Source organism: Allosphingosinicella indica (assembly GCF_900177405.1).
Classification (GTDB): domain Bacteria; phylum Pseudomonadota; class Alphaproteobacteria; order Sphingomonadales; family Sphingomonadaceae; genus Allosphingosinicella; species Allosphingosinicella indica.
On the sequence record NZ_LT840185.1, the window covers coordinates 253,434 to 279,319 of the forward strand.

Sequence of the window (25,886 nt, forward strand, 5' to 3'; positions counted from 1 at the left end):
CGTTCCCCCCCTCAGGTCTTCTTCGGCGCCTTCTTCGCGGCCGCTTTCTTCGCCGGCGCCTTTCGACCCTTCTTCTTGGCCGGCCCCTTGGCGGCGCGGTCGTCGATGAGCTGGGCGGCCTCTTCCAGGGTCAGCGCGTCCGGCGCCACCGTCTTGGGCAGCGTCGCATTGGTCGTGCCGTCGGTGACGTAGGGGCCGTATCGGCCCTCCATCAGCTTGAGCTCCAGCTCGGTGCGCGGGTGCTGGCCGAGCATCTTCAGCGGCTCGCGCGATGCACCGCGGGCGCCCGGCCCCTTCGCCGCCGCCTCGGCGAGTTTCACCACCGCAGCGTTCATGCCGGTCTCGAACACTTCGGCGGTCGATTGCAGCCGGGCATATTTGCCGTCGTGCGCGAGATAGGGGCCATAGCGGCCGATGCTGGCGGTGATCGGGTTGCCGGTCTCCGGATGATCGCCCACGGTGCGCGGCAGCGACAGCAGCTTGAGCGCCCATTCGAGATCGACGTCGCCCTGGGGCAGATCCTTGGGGATCGATCCGCGCTTCGCCTCCTTGCCGTCGCCGAGCTGGACATAGGGGCCGAAACGCCCGGTGCGCAGCGTCACCGCTTCGCCGGTCGCGGGATCGCTGCCGAGCTCCACCGGCCCGGCATCGCCGCCCGCCGCTTCCCCGCCCTGGCCGAAGCGCCGGGTGAACTTGCATTCGGGATAGTTGGAGCAGGCGACGAACGCGCCAAACTTGCCGCCGCGCAGCGCCAGCCGCCCTTCCCCGCACGCCGGGCAGAGCCGGGGATCGGTCCCGTCCTCCTTGTCGGGAAACAGATACGGCCCGAGGAAATCGTCGAGCGCCGCCGTCACTTCGGACGGCTTCTGCTCCATGATCTCTGCGGTCTTCGGTTTGAAATCGCGCCAGAAGGCATCGAGCACCGCCTGCCACTGCGCGCGGCCGCCGGAGATGTCGTCGAGCTCTTCCTCTAGTCCCGCGGTAAAATCGTAGGAGACGTAGCGTTCGAAGAAGCGTTCGAGGAAGGCGGTGACCAGCCGGCCGCTCTCTTCGGGCCAGAAGCGGTTCTTCTCCAGCCGCACATATTCGCGGTCCTTCAGAGTCTGCAGCGTCGCGGCATAGGTCGAGGGTCGGCCGATGCCGAGCTCCTCCATCTTCTTGACCAGCGAAGCCTCAGAATAGCGGGGCGGCGGCTGGCTGAAATGCTGCTCGGCATGGACCGCCTTCTTGTGCGGCGCATCGCCTTCGCGAAGCCGCGGCAGGCGGCGCGAATCCTCGTCTTGATCGTCGTCACGCCCTTCCTCGTAGAGCGTCAGGAACCCAGGGAAGAGCACGACCTGCCCGGTCGCGCGAAGCGCCGTGCGACCGGTCGGGTCGGCAAGCTCCGCCGTCGTCCGCTCGAGCCGGGCCGAGGCCATCTGGCTCGCCAGCGCGCGCTTCCAGATCAGTTCGTACAGCCGCGCGTGATCGCCGCTCCCCGCCCGGTCGCGGCCGAAATCGGTGGGCCGGATTGCCTCGTGCGCTTCCTGCGCATTCTTGGCCTTGGTCTCGTAATGGCGCGGCTTGTCGGGGACGAACCCCGCGTCGTAGCGGTCCGCCACCGCCTTGCGCGCCGCCGAGATCGCCTCCGGCGCCATCTGCACGCCATCGGTCCGCATATAGGTGATCGCGCCGTCCTCGTAGAGCGCTTGCGCAAGCCGCATGGTGTGGCTGGCGGCGAAGCCCAGCTTGCGCGCCGCTTCCTGCTGCAAGGTCGAGGTGGTGAACGGCGGCGGCGGGTTGCGCGACAGCGGCTTGGTCTCGACCGACTGGACGGTGAACCGCCCAGCCTCCACCGCCGCCTTCGCGGCCATTGCGCTGCCCTCGTCGCCCAGGGTCAGCCGATCGATCTTGTCGCCGTTGAAGCGGACGAGGCGGGCGAGGAACTCGGTGCCGTGGGCCTCCATCGTCGCCGCGACGCTCCAATATTCCTGCGCCCGGAACAGCTCGATCTCGCGCTCGCGATCGACGACCAGCCGCAGCGCCACCGACTGCACGCGGCCCGCGGACTTGGCGCCCGGAAGCTTGCGCCACAGCACCGGCGAAAGCGTGAAACCGACCAGATAATCGAGCGCGCGGCGTGCGCGATAGGCGTCGATAAGGTCCTCGTCGAGCGCGCGCGGCTTCGTCATCGCCTCCGTGACGGCATTCTTGGTGATGGCGTTGAAGGTCACCCGCTCGACATTCGCAGGGAGCGCCTTGCGTTTCCGCAGCACCTCCTGGACATGCCACGAGATCGCCTCGCCCTCGCGATCGGGATCGGTAGCGAGGATCAGCGCGTCGGCCTTCTTGGCCTCGTCGGTGATCGCCTTGAGCTGCTTTGCCTTGTCGGCATAGGCCTCCCACTCCATCGCAAACCCGTCATCGGGGTTCACCGACCCATCCTTGGGCGGCAGATCACGGACGTGGCCGTAGGAAGCGAGCACGCGGTAGCCGCCCCCAAGATATTTTTCGATGGTCTTAGCCTTGGCGGGCGATTCGACGACGACGAGCTTCATAATGTCCCTTGCACTCTCACGTGTACGCGCGAGGGTGGAAAGCGACTGTGGGCCGCGTCAAGCGGTGAGGCTCACCCGTCCGCCGGCATGGCGTTCGAGGCGGCAGGCAATCTCCAGTTCGAGCAGCACGGTCTGCACCAGCGGCGCGGGCAAGCCGGACTGGCGAACGATCTCGTCCACCGGCACCGGTACCGGACTCAGCAGCGCGATCACCGCATCGCGCTCCGCATCCCCCGCATCGACCGGCGCGACCGCCGGTTCCGCGACTCGGGCGGTGTCGCGCGCGGCGGATAGGAAACCACCGATCGGCGCCAGCGCCTCACGCACGTCGTCGGCCGACTGGACCAGCGTCGCACCCTCGCGGATCAGGAGGTTGCAGCCCTGCGCGCGCGGATCGAGCGGCGATCCCGGCACCGCCATCACTTCGCGCCCCGCTTCCGCCGCCAGCCGGGCGGTGATCAGCGATCCCGATTTCGGCGCCGCCTCGACCACCACCGTGCCGAGCGCGAGGCCGGCGATGATCCGGTTGCGATAGGGGAAATGCCGCGCGCGCGGCTCTGTCCCGGGCGGCTGCTCGGCAATCAGCAGCCCACGCTCTGCGATTGCCCGCTGCCGTGCCTCATTTTCGGGCGGGTAGAAGATGTCGATCCCGCCGGCGATGACGCCGATCGTCCCCGTCTCGATCGCCCCGTCGTGCGCTGCCGTGTCGATCCCGCGTGCGAGCCCGGAAACGACCACCATCCCGCTCTCGCCGATCTTCTGTGCAAGCTGGCGTGCGAAGCGACATCCGGCGGCCGATGCGTTGCGCGCGCCGACCATCGCCGCCGCCGGCCTCTCGAGCAGCGCGAGATCGCCGCGCACGATGAGCGCAGGCGGCGCGCTTTCGATCTCTGCGAGAAGTGCGGGATAGAGACCCTGACCCAGAAACAGGTAGCGTGCGCCGAGCCGCTCGACCTGCTCCATTTCGCGCTCGACCGCCTCTCGGCTCGCCAGCTTCGGCGCTCTTCCCCCGCCGCGCGTCGCGAGTTGCGGCACAGCATCGAGCGCCGCCTCCGCCGATCCAAAGCGTCGCATCAGGTGCGTGAACGTGACGGGACCAATATTGTCGGACCGGATCAGCCGCAGCCGCGCGATCCGGTCGTCGTGGCGCTCGGCGTCAGCCATGCGCTCCGCTGCCGACACGCGGCTCGGTGCCCGAAAGCAGCCGCTCGACATTGGCGCGGTGCTTCCAGAGCACGAGTAGGCCGAAGCCGAGATAGAGCAAGGTGAGATCAAACCGCCCGAGCATCGCGGCGGCAACCGGCGCAAGCAGCGCGGCGGTGATACCCGCGAGCGACGAATAGCGGCTGACGCCCAGCACGATCAGCCACACTGCGGCATAAGCCAAGCCCGACGGCCAGTGCAGCGCCATCATCACGCCGAACAAGGTCGCGACGCCCTTGCCACCACGAAAGCGCAGCCAGACGGGATAGATATGGCCCACCACCGTGCCAATCGCGGTGAGCAGGACATGCTCGGGTGATACCCAAGCGGTGATCAGCACCGCGGCGGCACCCTTCAATCCGTCGAGGACCAAGGTCAGCGCCGCGAGACCTTTGCGTCCCGTCCGCAGCACGTTGGTCGCGCCGATATTGCCCGATCCGATCGCGCGCAGATCGCCCGCGCCCGCCGCCCGCGTCAGCAGCACGCCGAAGGGGATCGATCCCATCAGATAGCCGAACAGCAGCGCCAGCAGCGGCGGCCAGAGCAGTTCCGGTTCCAAGCGCCCTCCAATCGAAGCCAAATCCTAGCAAACAATTATGGCTGCGCAATGTTTTGGAACGGAAGAGGACCATGGGTTTGCCGCGCGCCGCCGTGGCCGCTAAAGCCGCCACCGCGATGCCGACCACCGCCAGCCCGATCCTGATCTTCGATTCCGGTGTCGGCGGCCTCTCGGTGCTGGCGCCGATCCGCGCGCTGCTGCCACATGCGCCGATCGTCTATGCCGCCGACAATGCCGGCTATCCCTATGGCACGCGGAGCGAAGTAGAGATCACCGCACGCATCCCCGCGCTGCTCGGCCGGCTCGCCGAACGCTATGATCCGCGGCTGATCGTCATCGCCTGCAACACCGCCTCCACGATCGCGCTCGATGCGGTACGCGCCGCGCTCGACGTGCCGATCGTCGGCACCGTGCCCGCGATCAAACCCGCGGCGGCGCGGTCGAAGTCGCGCGCGATCGGCGTGCTCGGCACTGACGCCACCGTCCGTCAGCCCTATGTCGATCGCCTCGCCGCGGAGTTCGCCGCCGATTGCACCGTGCTGCGCCACGGTTCGGCCGAGCTGGTCGATCTCGCCGAGGCAAAACTGCGCGGCGAGCCGCTCGATCCTGCCGCCTTTGCGCGCATCCTCGACGGGCTGCTCGGCCAACCTGGCGGCGACGCCATCGACAGCATCGTCCTCGCCTGCACGCACTTCCCGCTGGTCGAGTCCGAGCTTGCCGCCGCCGCGCCGCGCCCGATCGCGTTCATCGACGGCAAGGAGGGCATAGCGCGGCGCACTGCTTGGCTGCTGCGCCACACGACGTGGCCGGAACAGCCACGGGCCGATACGGCGCTATTCACCCGTAATGGCGGAACGATCGACCGCTACCGCGAAGGACTCGCGCAATTCGGCCTTTCAGGGATCGAAACGCTCTGAATTGCGAACCGTTATCACTGGAAATCCGCCCCTCTTTTCCATTATGACCGCCCGGGACCGGGGAGCTTAGCTTTGGACTATCAGCGTATTTTCGCGCAGGCGATCGAGCGGCTGCATGCCGAAGGGCGTTATCGCGTCTTCATCGATATCCTGCGCAACAAAGGGAGCTTTCCCAACGCCCGCTGCTTCGCCGGCCACAACGGGCCGAAGCCGATCACTGTCTGGTGCTCGAACGATTATCTGGCGATGGGCCAGCATCCGCACGTCATCGCGGCGATGGAAGAGGCGCTGCACGATGTCGGCGCCGGATCGGGCGGCACCCGCAACATCGGCGGCAACACGCATTACCATATCGAGCTGGAGGCCGAGCTCGCCGATCTGCACGGCAAGGAAGCCGCGCTGATCTTCACCTCGGGCTACATCTCGAACGAGGCGACGCTCTCTACCGTCGCCAAGCTGCTTCCGGGCTGCATCATCTTCTCAGACGAGCTGAATCACGCCTCGATGATCGCCGGCATCCGCAACGCGGGCTGCGAGAAGAAGGTGTTCCGCCACAACGATCTCGCGCATCTCGAGGAACTGCTCGCCGCGGCGCCTGCCGACGCGCCGAAGATGATCGCCTTCGAAAGCGTCTATTCGATGGACGGCGACGTGGCGCCGATCGCCGAGATCTGCGACCTCGCCGACAAATATAACGCGCTCACCTATCTCGACGAGGTCCACGCGGTCGGCATGTACGGCCCGCGCGGCGGCGGCATCTCGGACCGCGAAGATCTGGCGCATCGCCTGACCATCATCGAGGGCACGCTGGGCAAGGCGTTCGGCGTGATGGGCGGCTATATCGCGGCCGACCGCAACATCGTCGACGTGGTGCGCAGCTACGCGCCCGGCTTCATCTTCACTACCTCGCTTTCGCCCGTGCTGGTCGCCGGCGCGCTGGCGAGCGTGCGGTATCTCAAAGCGTCGAGCGCCGAGCGCGAAGGCCAGCAGGCGGCCGCCAAGATGCTGAAGGCGCTGATGGCGGACGCCGGCCTGCCGGTAATGCCGTCCACCACGCATATCGTGCCGTTGATGGTGGGCGATCCCGTGAAGGCGAAGCGGATCAGCGACATCCTGCTCGCCGAATATGGCGTCTATGTGCAGCCGATCAATTATCCGACCGTGCCGCGCGGCACTGAGCGGCTGCGCTTCACCCCCGGCCCCGCGCACAGCGAGGCGATGATGCGCGAGCTCTGCACCGCGCTCGTCGAAATCTGGGACCGCCTGGAACTCCGCATCGCCGCCTGAATGGCGTCAATCGCGGCAAAAGCCTTCTCCCGGCTTGATCATCACGCAGTCGGCCTTCCCGGCGAGATATTTGAGGCCCGTCTCGTCGCCGCTCGCCTTGCGGATCGTCTCGCGGGTGCCGTTGCGAGTGAAGACGATTGTGTTGCCCTCTGCGGTGCCGGTGAAACGGTCGCCTTCGCTGTCGAGATCGCCCTTCACAACGAGATCGTAGGTGCCCGACGCCGCGCCCGCTTCAACCGTCAGGAACAGCCCTTCCGGGCCGGTCCAGCGGCCGAGCCAGCCGTTCGTCGCTACCGCAGCAGTCTCGCCCGCCGCGGCGCCCTCGTCCACCGGCACCACATCGGTATCCACCGCGTTGGTGGTGACCGCGGCATTGGTGTCGACACGCTCGCTGCCAGAGCCGCAGCCCGCCAGCAGCGTGGCGGCGGCGATGGCGGGAAGGAAGCGGATCATGGCTCGGCCTTTCGAAATATCGTGACGGCACTCAACGTCCGATGCGCCAAATCCGCTCCATCAATGGTGGCTTTCCGCGACCCGAGACACTAGATATGCGGCATCCCGATTCACGGACCACAATCATGGCGACCGACGACAAGCGCACGGTGCTGATCGCTTCCGATCACGCCGCGATTGAGCTCAAGGCCTTGCTGGTCGAGCATCTCCGCGAGGACGGCCACGACGTGACCGATCTCGGCCCCGACGGCCCCGCGTCGGTCGATTATCCCGATTACGGCTACAAGCTCGCCGAAGCCGTCGCTGCGACACCGGGCGCGATCGGCGTCGCGCTCTGTGGCTCGGGCATCGGCATTTCGGTCGCGGTCAACCGTCACCCCGATTGCCGCTGCGCGCTCGTCTCCGAGCCGCTTTCCGCACGATTGGCGCGCGAGCACAATGACGCCAACGTCATCGCGATGGGCGCGCGGCTGATTGGGCCGGAAATGGCCAAGGCCTGCCTCGCTGCCTTTTTCGCCACACCGTTCGGCGGCGCCAAGGATTCGCAGGGGCGCCACCAGCGCCGCGTCGACAAGCTTTCCAACCCCCGTTTCGCGAAAGAACCCGCATGAGCACGCGCCCTGTCGCTTCCAATGACGTCCAGCCCGAAGGCTTCTTCACGACCGCGCTGGCGGAGGCCGATACCGATGTCGCGGCCGGCATCGCCGCCGAGCTCGACCGGCAGCAGAACCAGATCGAGCTGATCGCGTCGGAAAATATCGTCTCCGCTGCGGTGCTGGAGGCGCAGGGATCGGTCCTGACCAATAAATATGCGGAGGGCTATCCGGGGCGGCGCTACTATCAGGGCTGCGCGCCGTCCGACACGGTCGAAACGCTGGCGATCGAGCGCGCCAAGCAGCTCTTTGGCTGCGGCTTCGCCAACGTCCAGCCGCATTCGGGGGCGCAGGCGAACGGCGCGGTGATGCTGGCGCTGACCAAGCCGGGCGACACCATCCTCGGCATGAGCCTCGACGCCGGCGGCCACCTCACCCATGGCGCCAAGCCCGCAATGTCGGGCAAATGGTTCAACGCAATCCAATATGGCGTGCGCGAGGACGATCACTGCGTCGATTTCGATCAGGTCGCCGCACTGGCGCGCGAGCATCGGCCCAAGCTCATCATCGCCGGCGGCTCCGCCTACCCCCGCCACCTCGATTTCGCCCGCTTTCGCGCCATTGCCGACGAGGTCGGCGCGCTGCTGATGGTCGACATGGCGCATTTCGCCGGCCTCGTCGCCGCGGGCGAGCATCCGAGCCCGTTCGGCCATGCGCATGTCGTCACCACCACGACGCACAAGACGCTGCGCGGCCCGCGCGGCGGCATGGTGCTGACCGACGACGAAGAAATCGCCAAGAAGATCAATTCGGCGGTTTTCCCCGGCCTGCAGGGCGGACCGCTGATGCATGTCATCGCCGCCAAGGCGGTCGCGTTCGGCGAGGCGCTGCGGCCCGAGTTCAAGAGCTACGCCAAGGCGGTGATCGCCAACGCGCAGGCGCTCGCCGGGCGGCTCAAGGAGCGCGGCGCCGATCTCGTCGCGGGCGGCACCGACACCCACCTCGCGCTGATCGATCTCCGCCCGCTCGGCATCACCGGCAAGGATGCGGATGAGGCGCTGGAGCGTGCCGGCATCACCTGCAACAAGAACGGCATCCCCAACGATCCGTTGCCGCCGGTAAAGACCAGCGGCATCCGCGTCGGCTCCCCCGCAGGCACGACGCGCGGCTTCGGCACCGCCGAGTTCCGCGACATCGCCGACATGATCGCCGACGTGCTGGAGGGGCTTCGCAACAACGGCGAGGGTGGCAATGCCGATGCCGAGCGCGCGGTGAACGCCCGTGTTCGCGCGCTTTGTGCCCGCTTCCCGATCTATCAAGGGTAAGGAATATGGACGATCCCAACCGGCCCGGCGAACGCTCGGTGATCAACGACATGGTCGATGAGGCGAAGGGCATCGCCAAGGACGGCTTTTCACATCCCTCCACCAAGCCGGTCGCGGTCGGCGCTGCCGTTGGCGCGGCGGCGGGGCTGCTGCTGCCGGTGCTGAGCATTCCAGTGGGGCTGCTCGGCGGCGCGGCGTTCATGCTCTACAAGCGGGCAAAACGCTAAGCGATGCGTTGCCCGTTCTGCGCGCATGAAGACAGCCAGGTGAAGGACAGCCGCCCCACCGAGGACGGCTCCGCCATCCGCCGCCGCCGCCAGTGCGAGGATTGCGGCGCGCGCTTCACCACCTTCGAGCGCGCCCAGCTCCGCGAGTTGACCGTGGTCAAATCGGGCGAGCGCCGCGAACCGTTCGATCGCGCCAAGCTCGATCGCTCGCTGTCGATGGCCCTCAGGAAGCGGCCGGTGCCGCAGGAGCGCGTCGACAAGCTAGTGTCCTCGATCCAGCGTCAGCTCGAAACGAGCGGCGATGCCGAAGTCCCGTCGAGCTTGATCGGCGAGATGGTGATGAACGGCCTCCAGGCGCTCGACCCGGTGGGCTACATCCGCTTTGCCAGCGTCTACAAGGACTTCCGCGAAGCCAAGGATTTCGAGGAATTCGCCGGGGCCGTGAAGGATGCAGCCGAAATCAACAGGCGTTGATATGCCGTTTTGGACCTACATTCTAAAATGCTCTGATGGCCGATATTATACCGGCCACACCGATGATTTAGAGGCGCGATTGGGCGCTCATCAGCGCGGCGAAATCGATGGCTTTACGAGCCGGCGCATGCCGGTCGAGCTGATGTGGGCGGAAGAATTTCCAACTAGGGATGAAGCTTTCGAAGCCGAATGGCGCGTTGGGGGCTGGTCGCGCGCGAAGAAGGAAGCATTGTTTGCGGGGGATTGGGCAAGCGTAAGCCATTTTGCAAAACCACCTGGTCGGCGAATCTCTCGACACGCCGTCTCGACAGGCTCGACGGCTGCTCGAGATGAGCGGGTGGAACAAGCAAAAACCGCTCATCTCGAGCCAGCGTCGAGCGAAGTCGAGACGCACCGTCGAGAGACCCAATGCGACAAGGTAGGCGCAAACCCAGCCATCGTCCTCGTCCGCCCGCAACTCGGCGAGAATATCGGGAAGGCGGCGCGGGCGATGCTCAACTTCGGGCTGACCGACCTCCGCCTCGTCGCGCCGCGTGATGGCTGGCCGAACCCGGCCGCGGGGCCGGCAGCCTCTGGGGCGGACATTGTGCTTGAGCGGGCACAGGTTTTCGGGACGGTCGCCGAGGCGGTCGGCGATTGCCAGCATGTCTTCGCGACCACGGTGCGCAAGCGCGGGCTGGTCGTCCCGGTCGTGACACCCGAGGAAGCTGCGGGTCAGGTGCATGCTCTGCCCGGCCGCTCCGCGTTTCTGTTCGGTGCCGAGCGATCAGGGCTCGAAACGGACGAGGTCGCGTTCGCGCAGGCGATCTGCACAGTGCCGATCAACCCCGGCTTCGGGTCGCTCAACCTCGCGCAGGCCGTGATCCTGATCGCCTATGAGTGGTCGAAAGGCCGCGATCTCGCGATGCCGACGATCGGCGATGAAGCCGAGCCCCGTGCAACCCAGGCGCAACTCGAAGGCCTGATCGGCCAATTCGACGCGGCGCTCGATTCCGCAGGCTATTTCTTCCCGCCCGATCGCACACCCGCGACGAAGAATACCATGCGCACCCTGCTCACCAAGGCCGGCTGGTCTAACCGTGAAATACAGGCGCTACGCGGGATGATCCGATGCCTGTCGGACAAGAAAGAGAGCGGCGACAAGCATTAATGGCGCTCCCACGCGTGTTCAACGACGTTTCTTAATGCCACGGCTGTTTCAATTTTGGAATTATTGCTTGGCAGAATAATTCTGCTACGTTCTAAATTCCAAAAGAGTCAAGGATCGCGCCATGACCTCTGCATATTACCTTTTGCCAGCTTTGGTCGGATTTTCAGTGGCGGCGGTTGCTGCCGATGTCCCGGAACGCGCTCCGGCACCGCCCGATGACAAGAAAATATGCAGAACCTATACTGAAACCGGAAGTAGATTGCGAAAAACGCGTATTTGCGTAACCCAGCAGGAATGGGCTGATCGCCATCAGGCGGACAGAAGGCGCGCCGATGAAATGGCCGCCATGGGAGGCGGATACGTTCGACATGACCTTCTGGACAAGTGGGGTCGCCCGACCGTCTGTCCGGCGAGCAGATGTTAAAAAATAGAGCCTTAATCTTTGTCGGGCCGCTCGTCGAAGCGATCGAACTCGTAAGCGATCGAAGCTTCGACCAACCGCTCGTATAGATCGGCCACCGCCGCGTCTGGCACGTTTGCGGGCCGCGCCAGCCGTCGGGCGTTGGCAATCACCTCTGTCTTGCGCCCTTCGTCGCGCACCGCGCCGCGGTCCGGCTTGATGCGGGCGGCCGCGTCCATGTAGCGGAACCGCTCACCGATCAGCGCAACGATCTCCTCGTCGAGCCGGTCCACGCCGTGCCGCACCTCGGTCATCGTCCGGCAGTCCGCCGGTTTCACGCGTTCGCTTGCCATGGGCGCCTGTCTAGCGTGTGCGAAGCGGCTGTCGAGGTTGACTTTTGCGCCGCTCCCCGCCATTGGCGCGCCTTCGCAATCGGCCCCGCACCCCGGTGAAGCGGCGGCCCTGCCCCACATTGTTGGCCAGCAGAGCGAAATACCGGGATCGCGATCGCCCCCGGGCGGTCAACGTAGTTCGTATTGCAAAGGATTTATCATGTCGAAGCGCTCCAGCGCAAAGTACAAGCTCGACCGCCGGATGGGCGAAAACATCTGGGGTCGTCCGAAGAGCCCGGTCAACAAGCGTGAATATGGCCCCGGCCAGCACGGCCAGCGCCGGAAGGGCAAGATGTCGGACTTCGGCATCCAGCTCCGCGCCAAGCAGAAGCTCAAGGGCTATTACGGCGACGTCACCGAGAAGCAGTTCAAGAAGGCCTATATCGAGGCGTCGCGTATGAAGGGCGACACCGGCCAGAACATGATCGGTCTGCTCGAGCGCCGTCTCGATGCGATCGTCTACCGCGCCAAGTTCGCGCCGACCATCTGGGCGGCCCGCCAGCTCGTCAGCCACGGCCACATCCGCGTCAACGGCGTGAAGTGCAACATCGCCTCGCGACGCTGCGCGGTCGGCGACGTCATCGAGCTCGGCTCGAAGGCGCAGGAAATGGCGCTGGTGATCGAGGCGCAGAGCCTCGCCGAGCGCGACGTGCCCGACTACATCGGCCAGGACGGCAACACGAAGGTCAGCTTTGTGCGCGTGCCGAGCCTCGACGAAGTGCCTTATCCGGTGAAGATGGAGCCGAACCTGGTCGTCGAGTTCTACTCGCGCTGATCCGGATCCGGACGGATTGAAAAGGGGCGGCACTGCAAGGCGCCGCCCCTTTTTCTTTCACTTCATCGCGCCGTCGAGGAAGACACCGATCTTCTCGAGCATCTGAACGCGCACCTGCGAATCCACCAGGCTGTGCTCCAGATCGCGGTAGCGGACGAGTTCGCTCTTCTTGCCCGCCGCCTTGAGCGCAGCCTGCATCTTGTCCGACTGATCGATCGCGACGTTACGATCCTGATCACCATGGAACATCAGCACCGGCGCCTTTATCGCGGCGACGTTGCGGAGCGGCGACCCCTCGACGACATGCGGCCCGGAGCCGATGTAATTCTTTACCAGCCGCTCATTGGTGAAACCGCGCGATTCGTCCTTGGTCATCTGGAAATCGGTGACCGGCGCGATCGCGACGACAGCCTTGTACAGATCGGGCTCGACGACGCTCGACTGCAAAGCTGCATAGCCGCCGTAGGACCACCCAAGGATCGCGAGCTTGCCCGGCGCCGCAATTCCTTCCGAACCCAGCCATTTCGCGCCGGCGGTAATGTCCCCGATCGAGGTGCGCCAGCTCCGGAAGCCGTTCTGGGCGAGCCATTCGTCGCCATAACCCGACGACCCACGGTAGTTGGGCTGGAGCACGGCATAGCCCTTGGCGGCGAGGAACTGCGACAGCCAGTCGAAGCCCCATTCGTCGCGCGCGCTCGGGCCGCCATGGGGCAGCACGATCGCGGGCAGATTCTTGGCCTCCTTGCCCGCTGGCACGGTGAGATAGGCGGGCACCATAGTCCCGTCCGACGCGGGATAGGAAACCGCCTTCACGTTGGCGAGCCGTGACTTTTCGAGGGCCGGCCGCGCGACCACGACCTCGGCCAGCTTCTTGCTCGGTTTGTCGAAGACGTAATAGCGGCCCGGGTCGGCGTCGCTCCCCGCATAGATCAACAGCGTGTTGTGATCCCGGCTCGATCCCGCGAACTGCACCAGCGGAAGATTTGGCAGCGCCTTCGACAGCGATTCCGCCAGCGCCTTATATTCGGGATCGAAATAGACCTCGTGGCGCCGTTCCTCGGCAAAGGTCACGCCGATGATCCGATCGCCTTCCGCGATGCGGACGACATCGTCGACGTCCACCTTCGGGTTCGCATAGGCGAGATCAGTCGCCATCGAGCCGTCGAGCTTGACCCGATACAACGCCCAGCGCCCCTCGAGCTTCTTCAGCGTATAGACGCTGTCCACTTCTGCATCGATCGCGAGCGGGATCATGCCGACGCGGGTGTTACTGTCATAGGTCCCGAACGGCTTCCATTCCTTCGAGCCGGTCGGCCGATAGAAATATTCGTACAGGCTGGTGAGCTGCTGCGACGTGCCCCGCTCGCTCCGCCGCACTTCCATGATGCGGACATTGCCGCGCCCGTCGCTCATATAGTCGGACGCGACCTTGCTCGGCGGCTCGACCTGCGAGGCTTTGGTAGTGCGCACGTCAATCCGGTCCACGCCAAGCCCATTCTTATCGCGCGCCAGGCGGGTGCCGATCATCCCGGCTTCGGGAATATATTCCCGGTTCATCAGGATGGCACCGCCGTCCTGCGGCAGCCAGTCGAGCACCGATCCGTCGAACTGCCGCAGCCGCGCATCATTGAACGAAGCGCGCTGCCCCAGCTGGGTGACGTTGCCGCCATCCATGTCGAGGCTGACCATCCGCGCGAACGGAATGAGATAACCCACCTGCTCCACCAGCGCGGAGACCTGACAGACAATCCGCGTATTGCTGACGAACTTGCACCAGTGCAGGCGATCCGGCTTGCCGGTGGAGCTCAACACCGGCTTTGGCTCGCCGTCGAGCTTGCTCGCCAGCACCACCGTCGACGCGCCCGGCCCCGGCGTCAGATACAAGATGCTCTTGCCGTCCGGCGAGATGTCGATGTCTTCAACGCTTTCGCGCATGCCGAACATCATCGCCGTCTCGTCCTTGGCGAAGACGACGGACGGCGCCGCCAGCGCGAGCGCCGACGCGAAATAACCCAGCGATTTTAGCATGTTTCCTCCCCTGCTGTGCTCCTGCCTAGCGCGTGGGGGAAGCATAACGCAACCGGTTCGATCGCTTGCCTTGCGCCGAAACGGAGGCACCGCCTATAGCCGCGGGCAAGCAGAGGAGATGCCGATGTTGCGCGCCGCCCTTTCCCTCGTCCCCGCGCTGGTGCTGGCCGGTTGCGCCGCTGCCGGCCCGGCCGACCGACCCGCGGCCGCCAACCGCGCCGCCACGCCCGAGATCTCCGTGGCGACGCTGGCCGATGTCACGCGCATCCTCTCGTCCGACGAATATGAGGGCCGCGCGCCGACCACGGCGGGGGAGGAGAAGACCGTCACCCTGCTCGCCGACCACTTCGCCAAGGCGGGGCTGAAGCCCGGCAACAACGGAAGCTGGTTCCAGAACGTGCCGCTGGTCGAGACCACCGCGGCGCCGACCGCGCTGAGCGTGACCGGCGGCAAGGCGCCGCTCAGCCTCGCCTTCCGCACCGACATGGTCGCCAATTCCTATCGCGTGCAGCCAAGTGTGTCGGTCAAGGACAGCGACATCGTCTTCGTCGGCTATGGCATCAACGCGCCTGAGCGTGGCTGGAACGATTATGCCGGGCTCGACGTCAAGGGGAAGACCGTCGTCATCCTGGTCAACGATCCCGACTGGCAAAACGAGGGGCTGGAAGGTCCGTTCGGCGGGCGGGCGATGACCTATTACGGGCGCTGGACCTACAAATATGAGGAAGCTGCGCGACAGGGCGCCGCCGCCGCCTTCATCGTCCACGACACCGCCCCCGCCGCCTATGGCTGGAACGTCGTCCAGTCGTCTTGGACGGGCGCGCAGTACAATATGGACGCTGCCAACAATCACATGGACCAGTCGAGCGTCATCGGCTGGCTGACCAACGACGCCGCGCAGCGCCTGTTCGCCGCCGCGGGCCAGGATCTGGCACAGCTTACCGTCGCCGCGAAGCAGCCGGGCTTCAAGGCCGTGCCGTTCGGTCTCAAGGCCTCCGTTTCACTGACCCAGAAGATCAAGCGCCAAGCGTCGCGCAACGTGATCGGCATCCTGCCCGGCACCACGCGGCCAGACGAATATGTCATCTACACCGCGCATTGGGACCACCTCGGCCGCTGCGAAGCGGACGCGTCCGGCGACGACATCTGCAACGGCGCGCTCGACAACGCCACCGGCACCGCCGCGCTGGTCGCGCTGGCCGAGGCCTACCAGAAGGCGGGAGCACCCGAACGGTCGGTGATCTTCCTCGCCGTCACGGCAGAGGAATCCGGGCTGCTCGGATCGCGCTATTATGGCGAGAATCCGGTCTATCCGCTCAACAAGACGGTCGGCGGGGTCAACATGGACGGACTCAACGTCACCGGAACCAGCCGCGACTTCGTGGTCATCGGCCCCGGCAAGTCAGAGCTCGAGGATTATCTGAAGCGCGAGACCGATGCGCGCGGCCTGGTCCTCAAAAACGAGCCGACGCCCGAGGCGGGCTATTATTACCGCTCGGACCATTTCAGCCTCGCCAAGTTCGGTGTGCCGATGCTGTACGGCGAGGGCGGCGAGGATCTGGTCGAGGGCGGCGTCGCGGCCGGGCGCGCCGCCTCCGAGGATTATCGCACCAACCGCTACCACCAGCCGAGCGACGAGTTCGATCCCAACTGGAAATGGGACGGCGCGGTGCGCGATCTGGAAATCTATTATGCGATCGGCCGCGCGCTTGCCGACAGCGACGCCTGGCCTAACTGGCGCGAGGGCGACGAATTCCGCGCGATCCGCGACCGGAGCCGGACCGGCCGGTGACGATCCGCCGCCAGCCTGCCGAATGGGCGCCGCATGCCTGGGTATGGATCGGTTTTCCGAGCCATGCCGAGCTCTGGGAAGACGATCTGGAGCCGGCGCGTGCCGAAGTCGCCGCGTTCGCCGCCGCCGTCCATGCCGCCGGGCGCGGCGAGGAAGTGCGGCTCGTCGCAGCGGACGAGGAATCCGCAGCGGTTGCGCGGCGGCTGGCGCCGTTCGCGACGGTGATCGTCGAGCCGTTCGGCGACATCTGGCTGCGCGATACCGGGCCGATCGTGCTGGGCAGCGGCGATGAACGGCTTGCGGCGCGGTTCGGCTTCAACGGCTGGGGCGGCAAATATGATCTGCCCGGCGATGAAAGCGTCGGATCGGGCATCGCGGCGGCGGCGGGTCTGCCGGTGGCTCAGCATGGCTGGATTCTGGAAGGCGGCGCGATCGATGCCGATGGGTCGGGTGTGATCGTCACCACCGAGCAATGCCTGCTCAACCCCAATCGCAATCCCGCGATGGACCGCGCCAAGGTTGAGGCACGGCTGCGCACCGATCTCGGTGTCGAGCGCATCCTCTGGCTCGGCGACGGATTGCTCAACGACCATACCGACGGCCATGTCGACAACCTGGCCCGCTTCGTCGGTGCGGGGCGGGTGGCGATCCCGGTTCCGGCGGACGCCGACGATCCCAATGCTGCCGTTTACGCGGACGCCAAGGCGCGCGCGGAAACCTTCGGCCTGGAGGTCGTCGCGCTCCCCTCGCCCGGCCTGGTTGAGCGCGACGGCGAGATCATCCCCGCTTCTTACATGAACTTCTACATCGGCAATGCATCGGTGGTGGTGCCGGTCTACGGCGCCACCAATGATGATGCCGCGGTCGCCGCCATCGCCGGGCTCTTTCCGGGACGCGAGGTGGTTGGCCTCCGCGCTGATCACATCCTCACCGGCGGCGGCAGCTTCCACTGCATCAGCCAGCAGGTGCCGGTTTAACGGTTCGTCATTGCGAGCGAAGCGAAGCAATCCATATTGGTAGCAAGGATGGATTGCTTCGTCGCATCCGCTCCTCGCAATGACGGTTCAGGAGATTACGATTGACCAAGCTCACCGTCGCCGCGCTCCAGCTCGCCTTCACCGATTGCGTCGAGGACAATATCGCCGCCGTCTCCGAACTGGTGCGCGAGGCGGCCGCCAAGGGCGCGAAGCTGATCCTTCCGCCCGAACTGTTTGAAGGCCATTATTTCTGCCGCACGCAGGACGAGGGCCATTTTGGCCGCGCGCTGCCGACCGCCGAACATCCCGCCGTGAAGGCGATGCAGGCGCTCGCCGCGGAGCTCGGCGTGTACATCCCGACGTCTTTCTTCGAGGCGGACGGGCATCATCACTACAACAGTCTGGCGATGATCGACGACGGCGGCGCGGTGATGGGCGTCTATCGCAAGAGCCACATCCCCGATGGCCCCGGCTATTCGGAGAAATTCTACTTCCGCCCCGGCAACACCGGCTTCCGCACCTTCAAGACGCCGCTCGGCACCGTCGGTCCGGCGATCTGCTGGGATCAATGGTATCCCGAGACTGCGCGCAGCCTGATGCTGCAGGGCGCGGAAATCCTGCTGTTCCCGACCGCGATCGGCACCGAGCCGCACGATCCCGATCTCGATACGTCGCGGCTGTGGCGGCGCGCGATGATCGGCCATGCCGTCTCCAATGTCGTCCCCGTCGTCGCCGCCAACCGTATCGGTAGTGAGGACGGCCAGCGCTTCTACGGCCACAGCTTCATCTGCGACGAGCGCGGCGACATGCTGGCGGAGTTCGGCGCGGAGGAGACCGGCGTGCTGATCGCGACCGTCGATCTCGATCAGGCGTGCCGCCATCGCGCCGCTTTCGGCTTCTTCCGCGACCGGCGGCCCGATCTCTACGGCCGCATCGCCGAGGACGCCTAGCGCCGCCGCTCGCGCAGCTTGCGGGCGATGCCGCGCAGGATGAGATAGGTCGCGCCGGCCACGAGCAGCGCGCTCGCTGCCAGCCCCGCGATGCCGACACCGACCCACAGACCCGCGTGAATCAGGATCAGCATGAAGTCCGCGATCGCCGCGGTCGCCTGGATCATTGCGCCAGCTCCAGCGCCCGCGCGAACACCGCTTCGAACATCGGCGCGGTGAGCCGCCCGGTGTTCTGGTTGTAGCGCGAGCAGTGATAGCTATCGACGAGGGTGCGGCCATCGGGCAGGCGATGTTCGGCGAGATGGCCGAACTTATAGGCGGAGAGCTTGCCGCCCGCCGTTCGCACCGCCGATCCGTGCGCGATCTGGCCGAGCGCCACCAGCACCCGCGCGCGCCGCATCATGGCAAGCTGCGCCTCGTAGAACGGCCGGCAGGTCGCGATCTCCTGCGGGGTCGGCTTATTTTGCGGCGGTAGGCATTTCACCGAATTGAGAATCGCTACGCCATTGAGGCGCAGACTATCGTCGGGCCGCTCGGCATAGACGCCCTCCGCCAATCCGAACTTTCCAAGCGTCTCGAACAGCAATACGCCGGCATGATCGCCGGTGAAGGGACGCCCGGTGCGGTTGGCGCCATGCTTGCCGGGGGCGAGCCCGACGATGACGAGCCAGGCATCGGGATCGCCGAACGCGGGGACCGGCGCGTTCCACCAGCCGGGGTGCGCCTCGCGCAATTCTTCGCGGAATGCGACCAGCCGCGGACAGAGCGGACAATCGCGCGACGGCTCGCCCGCTAGCGCGGCGGGTTGGGAAAAGCTGGCGGTCAGCATGGCTTGGAGTCTAGGCGGCGGGTGATGGGGAAGACAAGCTATGCGATCGCGCTTGGTTCCAACCGGCGCCACGGCCGCCACGGCGCGCCGGAGGCGGTTCTGCGCGCCGCAGTGGCGGAAATCGGCAAGCTGGGCGACGTTATTCGCGTCTCGCGCATCATTAGCACGCCGCCGCTCGGGCCAGCGGGGCGCAGCTTCGCCAATGCCGCGCTGCTGCTCGAATCAGAGCTGAACCCTCCGGCGCTGCTCGCCGCACTGAAAACCGTCGAGCACCGCTTCGGCCGCCGCCGCGGGCGGCGCTGGGGGCCGCGCGTGCTGGATCTCGACATCATCCTCTGGTCCGGGGGGATGTGGGCCGGGGATGGTCTGACCGTCCCCCACCCAGCCTTCCGAACCCGCGGCTTCGTCCTTGAGCCGCTCGCCGAGATCGCGCCGCTTTGGCGCGATCCTGTCAACGGCCGCACCGTCCGCCAGCTTCGCGCGCGGTTGACCCGGCCCCGCCCCGCTCCTAGGTGCGTCGCGAAGGGCCGTTAGCTCAGTCGGTAGAGCAACTGACTTTTAATCAGTAGGTCGCTGGTTCGAACCCAGCACGGCTCACCACTCTTCGTTTCGGGGATCCGGCCATGACACTGTTCCGCCTCGCCGCCGCGGCGCTCGCCTGCGCGATGCCGGCCGCCGCCATCGCCACGGTCACCGTCTATCGCGATCCCGGCTGCGGCTGCTGCGTCAAATGGGCGGAGCACGCCAAGCGCGAACTGAAGCGTGAGGTCCGCATCGTCAACACGGGTGATCGCGCCGCCGTCGCCGCGCGCCACGGCGTGCCGCGCGAGCTTGCGTCCTGCCACACTACGATCATCGATGGCATGGTGTTCGAAGGCCATGTGCCGATCGCCGATGTCCGTCGCGCGTTGGCCAGCAAGCCCAAGGGCGTCCGCGGCCTCGCGGTGCCGGGCATGCCGATCGGATTGCCCGGCATGGAAGTTCCCGGCGCCAAGCCGCAGCCATATGCGGTGATCGCCTTCGGCCCCGCCGGCAACCGCGTCTTCGCCCGCCACTGATCCGTGCCGCCGTCGCGTAAAGTCACGGCCGCGCATCTCCCCATTTCCGGCTATGGCGCGCGGCGTCCGGCTTCGCTTATAAGCCCCGACGATGAAACGCCCGGGGGGAACGCGCATGATCCGCACCGCAGCGCCGATTTCGGCGGCGCTGGTGGTATGGCTCGGCATGCTGCTGTGGGGCGGGCTCGAATCGCCGCTCGACAATAGGATCGGCGAATCGCTCTACGCGGGCGATAATGCGGTGCTCGCCGATCTCGCGCGGTTCGCGACCGAGCTCGGCGGCTGGATCGTCCTGACGCTGGTCACGCTGGGCGCGGTCATCTGGCTCGTCCGGCGTCAATCACGCCGGTCGCGCGCAGCGATCCTGATATTCACCGTGCTCGTCGGCCGCATGTTCGTCGAGCTGCAGAAGATCACGTTTGGGCGGCTGCGGCCCACCGACGAATTCCACCTCGTCACCGTTGATTCGTTTAGCTTTCCGAGCGGCCATGCCGCCAATGCGACGATTACCTATCTCGCCATCGCGCTGCTGTTGCCGCAGGCACGGAGCGGGAAGGCGATGGCGGTTGGTGCCGCCTTCATTCTTGCTGCCGCCATCGGGCTCAGCCGGATCGTGCTCGGCGTCCACTGGCCGAGCGACGTGATGGCCGGCTGGGCGTTCGGGCTGTTCTGGGTGTTCCTGTGCCTCCGCCTTTCCAGCGCGCGCGAAGCGGCCCAGCAGGCCGAGACTGCGGAGCCGGGTGCGCGCCCGCGCCGGTTCGGCCAATGGCGCCGCGGCTTCCGCAAGCCACCGCCGCCTCCCGCCAGTCAGCGCTGACGGTGCAGCACCACCGATAGATTGTTCGCCGGCATCGACACCACGCGGTCAAGTGCGAAGCCCCGCGCCTCCGCCTCGGCCACGACATCCTCGAGCAGCCGCAGCCCCCATTCCGCATCGCGCGCCTTGAGCGAGGCATCGAACGCTTCGTTGCTTTCAGCGGTTGGGACGCCGGCCTGCCGATACGGGCCGTAGAGATAGAGCGGCGCACCGGGCGGTAGCAATCGCGCAGCGCCGTCGAGCAGCCCCAGCGTCGCAGCCCATGGGCTGATGTGGACCATGTTGATGCACAGGATCGCGTCCGCGGCGTCCACCGGCCAGCCGTCGGGCGCCGCCGCATCGAGCGGAACCGGCGCCATCAGGTTCGGCGCCTCCTCGGCGCCGCGCCACGCCTCCACCGAGCGCAGCGCGACGGGATCGGCATCGGTCGGCTGCCAGAGCAGGTTCGGGAACGTGCGCGCGAAATGGACCGCATGTTCACCAGTGCCGCTGGCGATCTCCAGCACGGTGCCGGTGGTGGGCAAAACATCCCGCAACACCGCCGCGATCGGCTCGGCATTGCGCGCAACGTGAGGGGCGGATCGGCGGTCGTCGGTCATGTGTGTTCCCAGGGCCCGCTGCTTACTCCGCCGCCTCGGCCGTCTCGACCGAATTCTTCCACACCAGCACAGGCTTGCGCGCGGCCAGCGTCTCGTCGAGGCGGCGGCGGGGCGCGTGGACGGGTGCGGCCTTCAGCGTCTCATCGCCGGCCTTCGCACGCTCGGCGACGCTGCGCAGTGCGCCGATGAACTGATCGAGCGCCGTCTTGCTCTCAGTCTCGGTCGGCTCGACCAGCATCGCGCCGTGAACAACCAGCGGGAAATACATGGTCATCGGGTGGAAGCCCTCGTCGATCAGCCCCTTGGCGAGATCGAGCGTACTGAGACCGCCCGCGAAACCCTTGTCGCTGAACAGTGCCTCATGCATGCACGGCCCGCTCGCGCCGAACGGCGCATCGAGCACGCCGTCGAGGCTGCGCAGCACGTAATTGGCGTTGAGCACCGCATCGCCCGACACCTGCCGCAGCCCGTCCGCGCCGTGGCTCAGGATGTAGCTCAATGCGCGGCTGAACATGCCCATCTGGCCGTGGAAGGCGGTCATCCGGCCGAAGCTCTGGCCGTGATGCTCGCCGACGGTTTCTTCCTCGACGAGGACGTAGTGATCGCCCTGCTTCTCGACGAAGGGCAACGGCGCGAAGGGCGTCAGCGCTTCCGAGAAAACCACCGGGCCGGAACCCGGCCCGCCGCCGCCGTGCGGGGTGGAGAAGGTCTTGTGGAGATTGATGTGCATCGCATCGATGCCGAGATCGCCCGGACGCACCCGGCCGACGATCGCGTTAAAATTGGCGCCGTCGCAATAGACGAGGCCTCCCGCCGCATGGCACGCCTCAGAGATCGCGATCATCTCCGGCTCGAAGAGGCCGCAGGTGTTGGGGTTGGTGATCATCACCGCCGCCACGTCCGGCCCCAGCCGCGACTTCAGCGCCTCCAGATCGACCCGCCCGGCGGGGGTCGCCGGGATATTCTCGACACGATAGCCGCAGAAGGCCGCGGTCGCGGGATTGGTGCCATGCGCGCTTTCGGGCACGAGGATCACTTCGCGGGCGTCGCCGCGCGCTTCCAGCGCCGAACGGATCGCGAGCAGACCGCACAATTCGCCATGCGCGCCAGCCTTGGGGCTCATCGCCACCGAATGCATGCCGGTGAGCTTCACCAGCCATTCGCCGAGGCTCGCGATCAATTCCAGCGCGCCCTGCACCGTATCGACCGGCTGGAGCGGATGAATGTCGGCAAAACCCGGTAGCCGCGCCATCCGCTCGTTGAGCCGCGGATTGTGCTTCATCGTGCACGAGCCGAGCGGGAAGAGACCGAGATCGATGGCGTAATTCTGCCGGCTGAGGCGCGTGTAGTGCCGCACCATCTGCGGCTCCGACAGGCCGGGCAGCCCGATCGGTGCGCTGCGCGCGAGATTCCCGATCCGGCCGGCAGGCCGCGCGACCGGTTCGAAGTCGACGCCGCAGCCGTCCGCTTCGTCCATCTCGAAGATCAGCGGCTCTTCCAGCATGAGCGCGCGATTGCCGGTGAAGGTGGGTGCGCCGGCGGCATCGCCCGCTTCGGGGCGCTCGGGGCGCCATCCGCTCTGATTGATGCTCATTTCAGCGCTCCTTCCAGCGCGTCGGCCAGCGCTTCGACATCCTCTTCGGTCACGGTCTCCGTCACTGCGACCACCAGTCCCTTCTCGAGCGCGTCCACGCCCGGATAGAGGCGGCCCAGCGAAACGCCGCCAAGCACCCCCTGATCGGCCAGCGTGCGCACCACCGGTCGCGCCTCGACCGACAGCCGGAGCGTGAATTCGTTAAAGAAGGTCTCGTTGACCAGGCTCACGCCCGGCACCTTCGACAGCCGCTCTGCCGCGGCCGCGGCCTTGGTATGGTTCAGTTCGGCCAGTTGCCGGAGTCCCGCCTCGCCCAGCAGCGTCATGTGCACCGAAAAGGCGAGCGCGCAGAGGCCCGCGTTGGTGCAGATGTTCGAGGTCGCCTTCTCGCGGCGGATATGCTGCTCGCGGGTCGACAGCGTCAGCACGAAGCCGCGCTTGCCTTCCGCGTCCACCGTCTCGCCGCACAGCCGGCCCGGCATCTGGCGGACGAATTTCTCCTTGCAGGCGAACAGGCCAACATAGGGCCCGCCGAAATTGAGGCCGACGCCGATCGACTGGCCTTCACCCACCACGATGTCCGCACCCATCTCGCCGGGCGACTTGATGAGGCCGAGTGCGACCGGCTCGGTCACCACCGCGATCACCAGCGCGCCATTGGCGTGTGCCTTTTCGACGATCGGCGAGAGATCGGCGATGCGGCCGAAGATATCGGGATATTGGACGACGACGCAGCTCGTCTCGCCATCGATCGCGCCCAGCAGCCGCTCCGCGTCGGTTTCGGCTTCCAGCGCCGGCAGCGCGGTCTCCAGCGCATCGCCGGTGAAGCGCGCCATCGTCTTGGCGAGCGACACGTAATGCGGATGGAGCCCGGCCGAGAGGATCGCCTTGCCGCGCCGCGTCACACGCCGCGCCATCACGATCGCCTCCCAGCAGGCGGTCGAGCCGTCGTACATCGAGGCGTTGGCCACGTCGCAGCCATAGAGCCGCGCGACCTGCGTCTGGAACTCGAACAGCGCCTGCAGCGTGCCCTGCGCGATTTCCGGCTGATACGGCGTGTAGCTGGTCAGGAATTCGCCGCGCTGGATGATGTGATCCACGCTGGCGGGTATGTGATGGCGATAGGCGCCCGCGCCCAGGAAGAAGGGCACCTCGCCCGCGACCATGTTCTTGCGCGCCATCGCGCCCAATTGGCGCTCGACCGAAAGCTCGCTGGCATGATCGGGCAGATCGCGGATCGCACCGGTCAGCCGCGCCGCCTCCGGCACGTCGACGAACAGATCGTCGATCGACTTGGCGCCGACGACCGCGAGCATGTCTGCGCGGTCGGCATCGGACAGGGGAAGGTAGCGCATCGAGAATCTATCCTAGCAAGTTCGCCACAAATTACTGGCTGTCGCAGAAAGCCTTATATTCGTCGGCGCCCATGAGTTCGCTGAGCTCGTGATTGTCTGAGAGGATGAGCTTGAAGAACCAGCCGTCGCTCTCCGCCGCGCTGTTGACCAGCGACGGATCGGCTTCCAGCGCGGCATTGGCCTCGGTCACTTCCCCTGAGACCGGCGCATAGACATCGCTCGCCGCCTTGACCGATTCGACCACCGCGGCGTCGCCGCCCTTCTTCACCTGCGTCCCCGCCTGCGGCAGTTCGACGAACACGATGTCGCCGAGCTGGCCCTGCGCATAATCGGTGATGCCGATGGTCGCGCGGTCGCCCTCGATCGCGATCCACTCATGCTCCTTGGTGTAATAGACGCTCATTGCGGCGCTCCCTTGCGGTGATAGCGGTGGGGGACGAAGGGCATGGGCACGACCTCCGCCTGGAAAAGCTTGCCGCGCTGAGACAGCGTGACGGCCGAGCCGGGCGCCGCGGACGCCAGCGGCACATAAGCCATCGCTATCGGCGCCTCTAGACTGGGTGAGAAGCCGCCCGAAGTGACGCGGCCGACCTCATTGCCCTCGCCATCGAGCACCATCGCGCCCTCGCGCACCGGCTGGCGGCCCTCGACGCGCAGGCCGACGCGGCGCTGGATCGATCCGCCCTCCAGTTCCTTCAGGATGCGCTCGGCGCCCGGAAAGCCACCCTCGCCGCGGCGGCGCTTGGAGATGGCGAAGGTCAGGTCCGCGGCGACGGGCGTCGTCTGTTCGTCGAGATCATGGCCGTAGAGCGGCAGCCCCGCTTCGAGCCGCAGGGAATCGCGCGCGCCCAGCCCGATCGGCTTCACCTCGGGCTGCTCCAGCAGCGCATCGGCGACACGTTCCACATCGCGCGCCTGCACCGAAATCTCGAACCCGTCCTCGCCGGTGTAGCCCGACCGGCTGACCCAGGCGGCGATCCCCGCCACCTCGTAGGCGCCGCCCTGCATGAAGCCGAGTTCTGAGACACCGGGCGCGATCCGCTCGAGCGCGTCCACCGCTTTCGGCCCCTGCAGCGCGAGCAGCGCCTGCTCCTTCATATGATCGAGCACCACGCCGGCCGGCAGCTTGGCCTTCAGATGGTCGATGTCGCCATCCTTGGTCGCGCCGTTGACGACGAGGTAGAAGGTGTCGCCACGCCGCGTGGCCATCAGATCGTCGATGATCCCGCCCTCGGCGTTGAGCAGAAGCGAATAGCGCAGCCGCCCGTCCTTCAGGATTTTGAGATCGGCCGGCAGCAGCGCTTCTAGCGCCGCATCGAGCCCGGTCCCTGCGATGATGATCTGGCCCATGTGGCTGACGTCGAACAGCCCCGCCGATTCGCGCACCCATTTGTGCTCGGCCATGATGCCTTCATACTGGATCGGCATCTCATAGCCGGCGAACGGCACCATCCGCGCACCGTGCGCGCGGTGCCAGGCATCCAGCGGAAGGGTTTGATCGGTCATCGTTCAGCGCGCTCCCGTGGCCGTCGGACCGCGGCCCGCAGCAGGCCGCGTCAGCATCCGACGCCCCCTCTGTCACTGGACCTGAGAGC

The 25,886-nt window shown here is 66.5% G+C and carries 27 protein-coding genes and 1 tRNA gene; 15 read left to right on the top strand and 13 right to left on the bottom strand.

The annotated features are described in order from the left end of the window. Positions 1–11: 11 nt before the first annotated feature. Genes topA through plsY form a run of 3 tightly spaced genes read right to left on the bottom strand, consistent with a single transcriptional unit; the run spans position 12 to position 4,299 of the window. Entirely contained in the window at positions 12–2,537 is a 2,526-nt protein-coding gene (gene topA, locus B9N75_RS01240; RefSeq protein WP_085217155.1) for a type I DNA topoisomerase, read from the bottom strand. A gap of 57 nt (positions 2,538–2,594) precedes the next feature. Continuing rightward, complete coding sequence (gene dprA, locus B9N75_RS01245; protein ID WP_085217156.1) at positions 2,595–3,701, bottom strand: DNA-processing protein DprA; 1,107 nt, start codon at positions 3,699–3,701, stop codon at positions 2,595–2,597. Continuing rightward, positions 3,694–4,299, bottom strand: coding sequence for a glycerol-3-phosphate 1-O-acyltransferase PlsY (gene plsY / locus B9N75_RS01250; protein WP_157123635.1), 606 nt, complete (start codon positions 4,297–4,299; stop codon positions 3,694–3,696). Before plsY ends, dprA begins: the two co-directional genes overlap by 8 nt. Positions 4,300–4,415: 116 nt before the next feature. Here plsY and murI point away from each other — a divergent pair, with 116 nt between their 5' ends. After that, a complete protein-coding gene (gene murI, locus B9N75_RS01255) occupies positions 4,416–5,216 on the top strand; it encodes a glutamate racemase (RefSeq protein WP_085219337.1) in 801 nt (266 codons plus the stop codon). A 72-nt stretch (positions 5,217–5,288) separates the two neighbouring features. Then, a complete protein-coding gene (gene hemA, locus B9N75_RS01260) occupies positions 5,289–6,503 on the top strand; it encodes a 5-aminolevulinate synthase (protein ID WP_085217157.1) in 1,215 nt (404 codons plus the stop codon). Positions 6,504–6,509: 6 nt separating this feature from the next. Here the strand turns inward: hemA and B9N75_RS01265 are convergent, their stop codons facing one another. Further along, positions 6,510–6,956: a hypothetical protein gene (locus tag B9N75_RS01265; RefSeq protein ID WP_244552392.1), complete on the bottom strand. Its 447-nt coding sequence runs from the start codon at positions 6,954–6,956 to the stop codon at positions 6,510–6,512. Between the two features lie 125 nt (positions 6,957–7,081). Between B9N75_RS01265 and B9N75_RS01270 the strand changes: the two genes are divergently transcribed. The 5 genes from B9N75_RS01270 to B9N75_RS01290 are packed head-to-tail and all read left to right on the top strand — an operon-like array spanning position 7,082 to position 10,725. After that, the gene (locus B9N75_RS01270; RefSeq protein WP_085219339.1) at positions 7,082–7,567 is read left to right on the top strand and encodes an RpiB/LacA/LacB family sugar-phosphate isomerase; all 486 of its coding nucleotides are present in this window, start codon (positions 7,082–7,084) and stop codon (positions 7,565–7,567) included. After that, the gene (locus tag B9N75_RS01275; protein WP_085217158.1) at positions 7,564–8,874 is read left to right on the top strand and encodes a serine hydroxymethyltransferase; all 1,311 of its coding nucleotides are present in this window, start codon (positions 7,564–7,566) and stop codon (positions 8,872–8,874) included. Before B9N75_RS01270 ends, B9N75_RS01275 begins: the two co-directional genes overlap by 4 nt. Before the next feature lie 5 nt (positions 8,875–8,879). Beyond that, positions 8,880–9,101 carry a hypothetical protein gene (locus B9N75_RS01280; protein WP_085217159.1) on the top strand — a complete coding sequence of 74 codons (222 nt, stop codon included), beginning with the start codon at positions 8,880–8,882 and terminating at the stop codon, positions 9,099–9,101. A 3-nt stretch (positions 9,102–9,104) separates the two neighbouring features. Further along, entirely contained in the window at positions 9,105–9,575 is a 471-nt protein-coding gene (gene nrdR, locus B9N75_RS01285; RefSeq protein ID WP_085217160.1) for a transcriptional regulator NrdR, read from the top strand. A gap of 1 nt (position 9,576) precedes the next feature. Beyond that, a complete protein-coding gene (locus tag B9N75_RS01290) occupies positions 9,577–10,725 on the top strand; it encodes a TrmH family RNA methyltransferase (protein ID WP_085217161.1) in 1,149 nt (382 codons plus the stop codon). A 435-nt stretch (positions 10,726–11,160) separates the two neighbouring features. Here the strand turns inward: B9N75_RS01290 and B9N75_RS01295 are convergent, their stop codons facing one another. Beyond that, positions 11,161–11,478: a chorismate mutase gene (locus B9N75_RS01295; RefSeq protein WP_085219340.1), complete on the bottom strand. Its 318-nt coding sequence runs from the start codon at positions 11,476–11,478 to the stop codon at positions 11,161–11,163. Positions 11,479–11,677: 199 nt separating this feature from the next. Between B9N75_RS01295 and rpsD the strand changes: the two genes are divergently transcribed. Beyond that, on the top strand, positions 11,678–12,292 hold the full coding sequence (gene rpsD / locus B9N75_RS01300; RefSeq protein WP_085217162.1) for a 30S ribosomal protein S4: 615 nt from the start codon (positions 11,678–11,680) through the stop codon (positions 12,290–12,292). A 57-nt stretch (positions 12,293–12,349) separates the two neighbouring features. Here the strand turns inward: rpsD and B9N75_RS01305 are convergent, their stop codons facing one another. After that, on the bottom strand, positions 12,350–14,320 hold the full coding sequence (locus B9N75_RS01305; protein WP_157123636.1) for a S9 family peptidase: 1,971 nt from the start codon (positions 14,318–14,320) through the stop codon (positions 12,350–12,352). A gap of 118 nt (positions 14,321–14,438) precedes the next feature. Between B9N75_RS01305 and B9N75_RS01310 the strand changes: the two genes are divergently transcribed. The 3 genes from B9N75_RS01310 (at position 14,439) to aguB (ending at position 18,039) form a co-directional block, all read left to right on the top strand. Continuing rightward, positions 14,439–16,112, top strand: a complete 1,674-nt coding sequence (locus B9N75_RS01310; RefSeq protein ID WP_085217164.1) for a M28 family metallopeptidase — start codon at positions 14,439–14,441, stop codon at positions 16,110–16,112. Continuing rightward, the gene (locus B9N75_RS01315) at positions 16,109–17,089 is read left to right on the top strand and encodes an agmatine deiminase family protein (protein ID WP_085217165.1); all 981 of its coding nucleotides are present in this window, start codon (positions 16,109–16,111) and stop codon (positions 17,087–17,089) included. Before B9N75_RS01310 ends, B9N75_RS01315 begins: the two co-directional genes overlap by 4 nt. A 101-nt stretch (positions 17,090–17,190) precedes the next feature. After that, a complete protein-coding gene (gene aguB / locus B9N75_RS01320) occupies positions 17,191–18,039 on the top strand; it encodes an N-carbamoylputrescine amidase (RefSeq protein WP_085217166.1) in 849 nt (282 codons plus the stop codon). Here the strand turns inward: aguB and B9N75_RS13855 are convergent. Next, the gene (locus tag B9N75_RS13855) at positions 18,036–18,206 is read right to left on the bottom strand and encodes a hypothetical protein (RefSeq protein ID WP_157123638.1); all 171 of its coding nucleotides are present in this window, start codon (positions 18,204–18,206) and stop codon (positions 18,036–18,038) included. The two genes, aguB and B9N75_RS13855, sit on opposite strands and share 4 nt — an antisense overlap. Continuing rightward, a complete protein-coding gene (locus B9N75_RS01325; RefSeq protein WP_085217167.1) occupies positions 18,203–18,868 on the bottom strand; it encodes a uracil-DNA glycosylase in 666 nt (221 codons plus the stop codon). The genes B9N75_RS13855 and B9N75_RS01325 overlap by 4 nt, the downstream gene beginning before the upstream one ends. 24 nt (positions 18,869–18,892) lie before the next feature. Here B9N75_RS01325 and folK point away from each other — a divergent pair, with 24 nt between their 5' ends. The 4 genes from folK to B9N75_RS01345 all read left to right on the top strand — a co-directional run bounded on the left by folK (position 18,893) and on the right by B9N75_RS01345 (position 20,743). Beyond that, a complete protein-coding gene (gene folK / locus B9N75_RS01330) occupies positions 18,893–19,402 on the top strand; it encodes a 2-amino-4-hydroxy-6-hydroxymethyldihydropteridine diphosphokinase (protein ID WP_085217168.1) in 510 nt (169 codons plus the stop codon). After that, positions 19,393–19,468 (top strand) — tRNA-Lys (locus B9N75_RS01335). The genes folK and B9N75_RS01335 overlap by 10 nt, the downstream gene beginning before the upstream one ends. 23 nt (positions 19,469–19,491) lie before the next feature. Beyond that, a complete protein-coding gene (locus tag B9N75_RS01340; protein WP_085217169.1) occupies positions 19,492–19,926 on the top strand; it encodes a DUF411 domain-containing protein in 435 nt (144 codons plus the stop codon). A 115-nt stretch (positions 19,927–20,041) separates the two neighbouring features. Beyond that, a complete protein-coding gene (locus B9N75_RS01345) occupies positions 20,042–20,743 on the top strand; it encodes a phosphatase PAP2 family protein (RefSeq protein ID WP_244552393.1) in 702 nt (233 codons plus the stop codon). Here B9N75_RS01345 and B9N75_RS01350 read toward each other — a convergent pair. The 5 genes from B9N75_RS01350 to gcvT are packed head-to-tail and all read right to left on the bottom strand — an operon-like array spanning position 20,734 to position 25,797. Beyond that, positions 20,734–21,342: a DUF938 domain-containing protein gene (locus tag B9N75_RS01350; RefSeq protein ID WP_085217171.1), complete on the bottom strand. Its 609-nt coding sequence runs from the start codon at positions 21,340–21,342 to the stop codon at positions 20,734–20,736. The genes B9N75_RS01345 and B9N75_RS01350 overlap by 10 nt on opposite strands. Positions 21,343–21,364: 22 nt before the next feature. Continuing rightward, entirely contained in the window at positions 21,365–22,936 is a 1,572-nt protein-coding gene (gene gcvPB, locus B9N75_RS01355) for an aminomethyl-transferring glycine dehydrogenase subunit GcvPB (RefSeq protein ID WP_085217172.1), read from the bottom strand. Further along, positions 22,933–24,291 (bottom strand): aminomethyl-transferring glycine dehydrogenase subunit GcvPA, encoded by a 1,359-nt coding sequence (gene gcvPA / locus B9N75_RS01360; RefSeq protein ID WP_085217173.1) that lies wholly within the window; start codon positions 24,289–24,291, stop codon positions 22,933–22,935. Before gcvPA ends, gcvPB begins: the two co-directional genes overlap by 4 nt. 31 nt (positions 24,292–24,322) lie before the next feature. After that, positions 24,323–24,694 (bottom strand): glycine cleavage system protein GcvH, encoded by a 372-nt coding sequence (gene gcvH / locus B9N75_RS01365; RefSeq protein WP_085217174.1) that lies wholly within the window; start codon positions 24,692–24,694, stop codon positions 24,323–24,325. Next, a complete protein-coding gene (gene gcvT / locus B9N75_RS01370) occupies positions 24,691–25,797 on the bottom strand; it encodes a glycine cleavage system aminomethyltransferase GcvT (protein WP_085217175.1) in 1,107 nt (368 codons plus the stop codon). Before gcvT ends, gcvH begins: the two co-directional genes overlap by 4 nt. Positions 25,798–25,886: the final 89 nt, after the last annotated feature.

Coding starts and splice junctions, on each gene's coding strand:
- nrdR (WP_085217160.1), top strand. CDS start 9,105: ATGCGTTGCCCGTTCTGCGCGCATGAAGACAGCCAGGTGAAGGACAGC.
- B9N75_RS01340 (WP_085217169.1), top strand. CDS start 19,492: ATGACACTGTTCCGCCTCGCCGCCGCGGCGCTCGCCTGCGCGATGCCG.
- gcvH (WP_085217174.1), bottom strand. CDS start 24,694: ATGAGCGTCTATTACACCAAGGAGCATGAGTGGATCGCGATCGAGGGC.
- B9N75_RS01350 (WP_085217171.1), bottom strand. CDS start 21,342: ATGACCGACGACCGCCGATCCGCCCCTCACGTTGCGCGCAATGCCGAG.
- B9N75_RS01345 (WP_244552393.1), top strand. CDS start 20,042: ATGATCCGCACCGCAGCGCCGATTTCGGCGGCGCTGGTGGTATGGCTC.
- rpsD (WP_085217162.1), top strand. CDS start 11,678: ATGTCGAAGCGCTCCAGCGCAAAGTACAAGCTCGACCGCCGGATGGGC.
- B9N75_RS01275 (WP_085217158.1), top strand. CDS start 7,564: ATGAGCACGCGCCCTGTCGCTTCCAATGACGTCCAGCCCGAAGGCTTC.
- B9N75_RS01305 (WP_157123636.1), bottom strand. CDS start 14,320: ATGCTAAAATCGCTGGGTTATTTCGCGTCGGCGCTCGCGCTGGCGGCG.
- murI (WP_085219337.1), top strand. CDS start 4,416: ATGCCGACCACCGCCAGCCCGATCCTGATCTTCGATTCCGGTGTCGGC.
- B9N75_RS01325 (WP_085217167.1), bottom strand. CDS start 18,868: ATGCTGACCGCCAGCTTTTCCCAACCCGCCGCGCTAGCGGGCGAGCCG.
- B9N75_RS01290 (WP_085217161.1), top strand. CDS start 9,577: ATGCCGTTTTGGACCTACATTCTAAAATGCTCTGATGGCCGATATTAT.
- dprA (WP_085217156.1), bottom strand. CDS start 3,701: ATGGCTGACGCCGAGCGCCACGACGACCGGATCGCGCGGCTGCGGCTG.
- B9N75_RS01295 (WP_085219340.1), bottom strand. CDS start 11,478: ATGGCAAGCGAACGCGTGAAACCGGCGGACTGCCGGACGATGACCGAG.
- B9N75_RS13855 (WP_157123638.1), bottom strand. CDS start 18,206: ATGATCCAGGCGACCGCGGCGATCGCGGACTTCATGCTGATCCTGATT.
- gcvPB (WP_085217172.1), bottom strand. CDS start 22,936: ATGAGCATCAATCAGAGCGGATGGCGCCCCGAGCGCCCCGAAGCGGGC.
- B9N75_RS01270 (WP_085219339.1), top strand. CDS start 7,082: ATGGCGACCGACGACAAGCGCACGGTGCTGATCGCTTCCGATCACGCC.
- gcvT (WP_085217175.1), bottom strand. CDS start 25,797: ATGACCGATCAAACCCTTCCGCTGGATGCCTGGCACCGCGCGCACGGT.
- gcvPA (WP_085217173.1), bottom strand. CDS start 24,291: ATGCGCTACCTTCCCCTGTCCGATGCCGACCGCGCAGACATGCTCGCG.
- B9N75_RS01265 (WP_244552392.1), bottom strand. CDS start 6,956: ATGATCCGCTTCCTTCCCGCCATCGCCGCCGCCACGCTGCTGGCGGGC.
- B9N75_RS01280 (WP_085217159.1), top strand. CDS start 8,880: ATGGACGATCCCAACCGGCCCGGCGAACGCTCGGTGATCAACGACATG.
- B9N75_RS01310 (WP_085217164.1), top strand. CDS start 14,439: ATGCCGATGTTGCGCGCCGCCCTTTCCCTCGTCCCCGCGCTGGTGCTG.
- folK (WP_085217168.1), top strand. CDS start 18,893: ATGGGGAAGACAAGCTATGCGATCGCGCTTGGTTCCAACCGGCGCCAC.
- topA (WP_085217155.1), bottom strand. CDS start 2,537: ATGAAGCTCGTCGTCGTCGAATCGCCCGCCAAGGCTAAGACCATCGAA.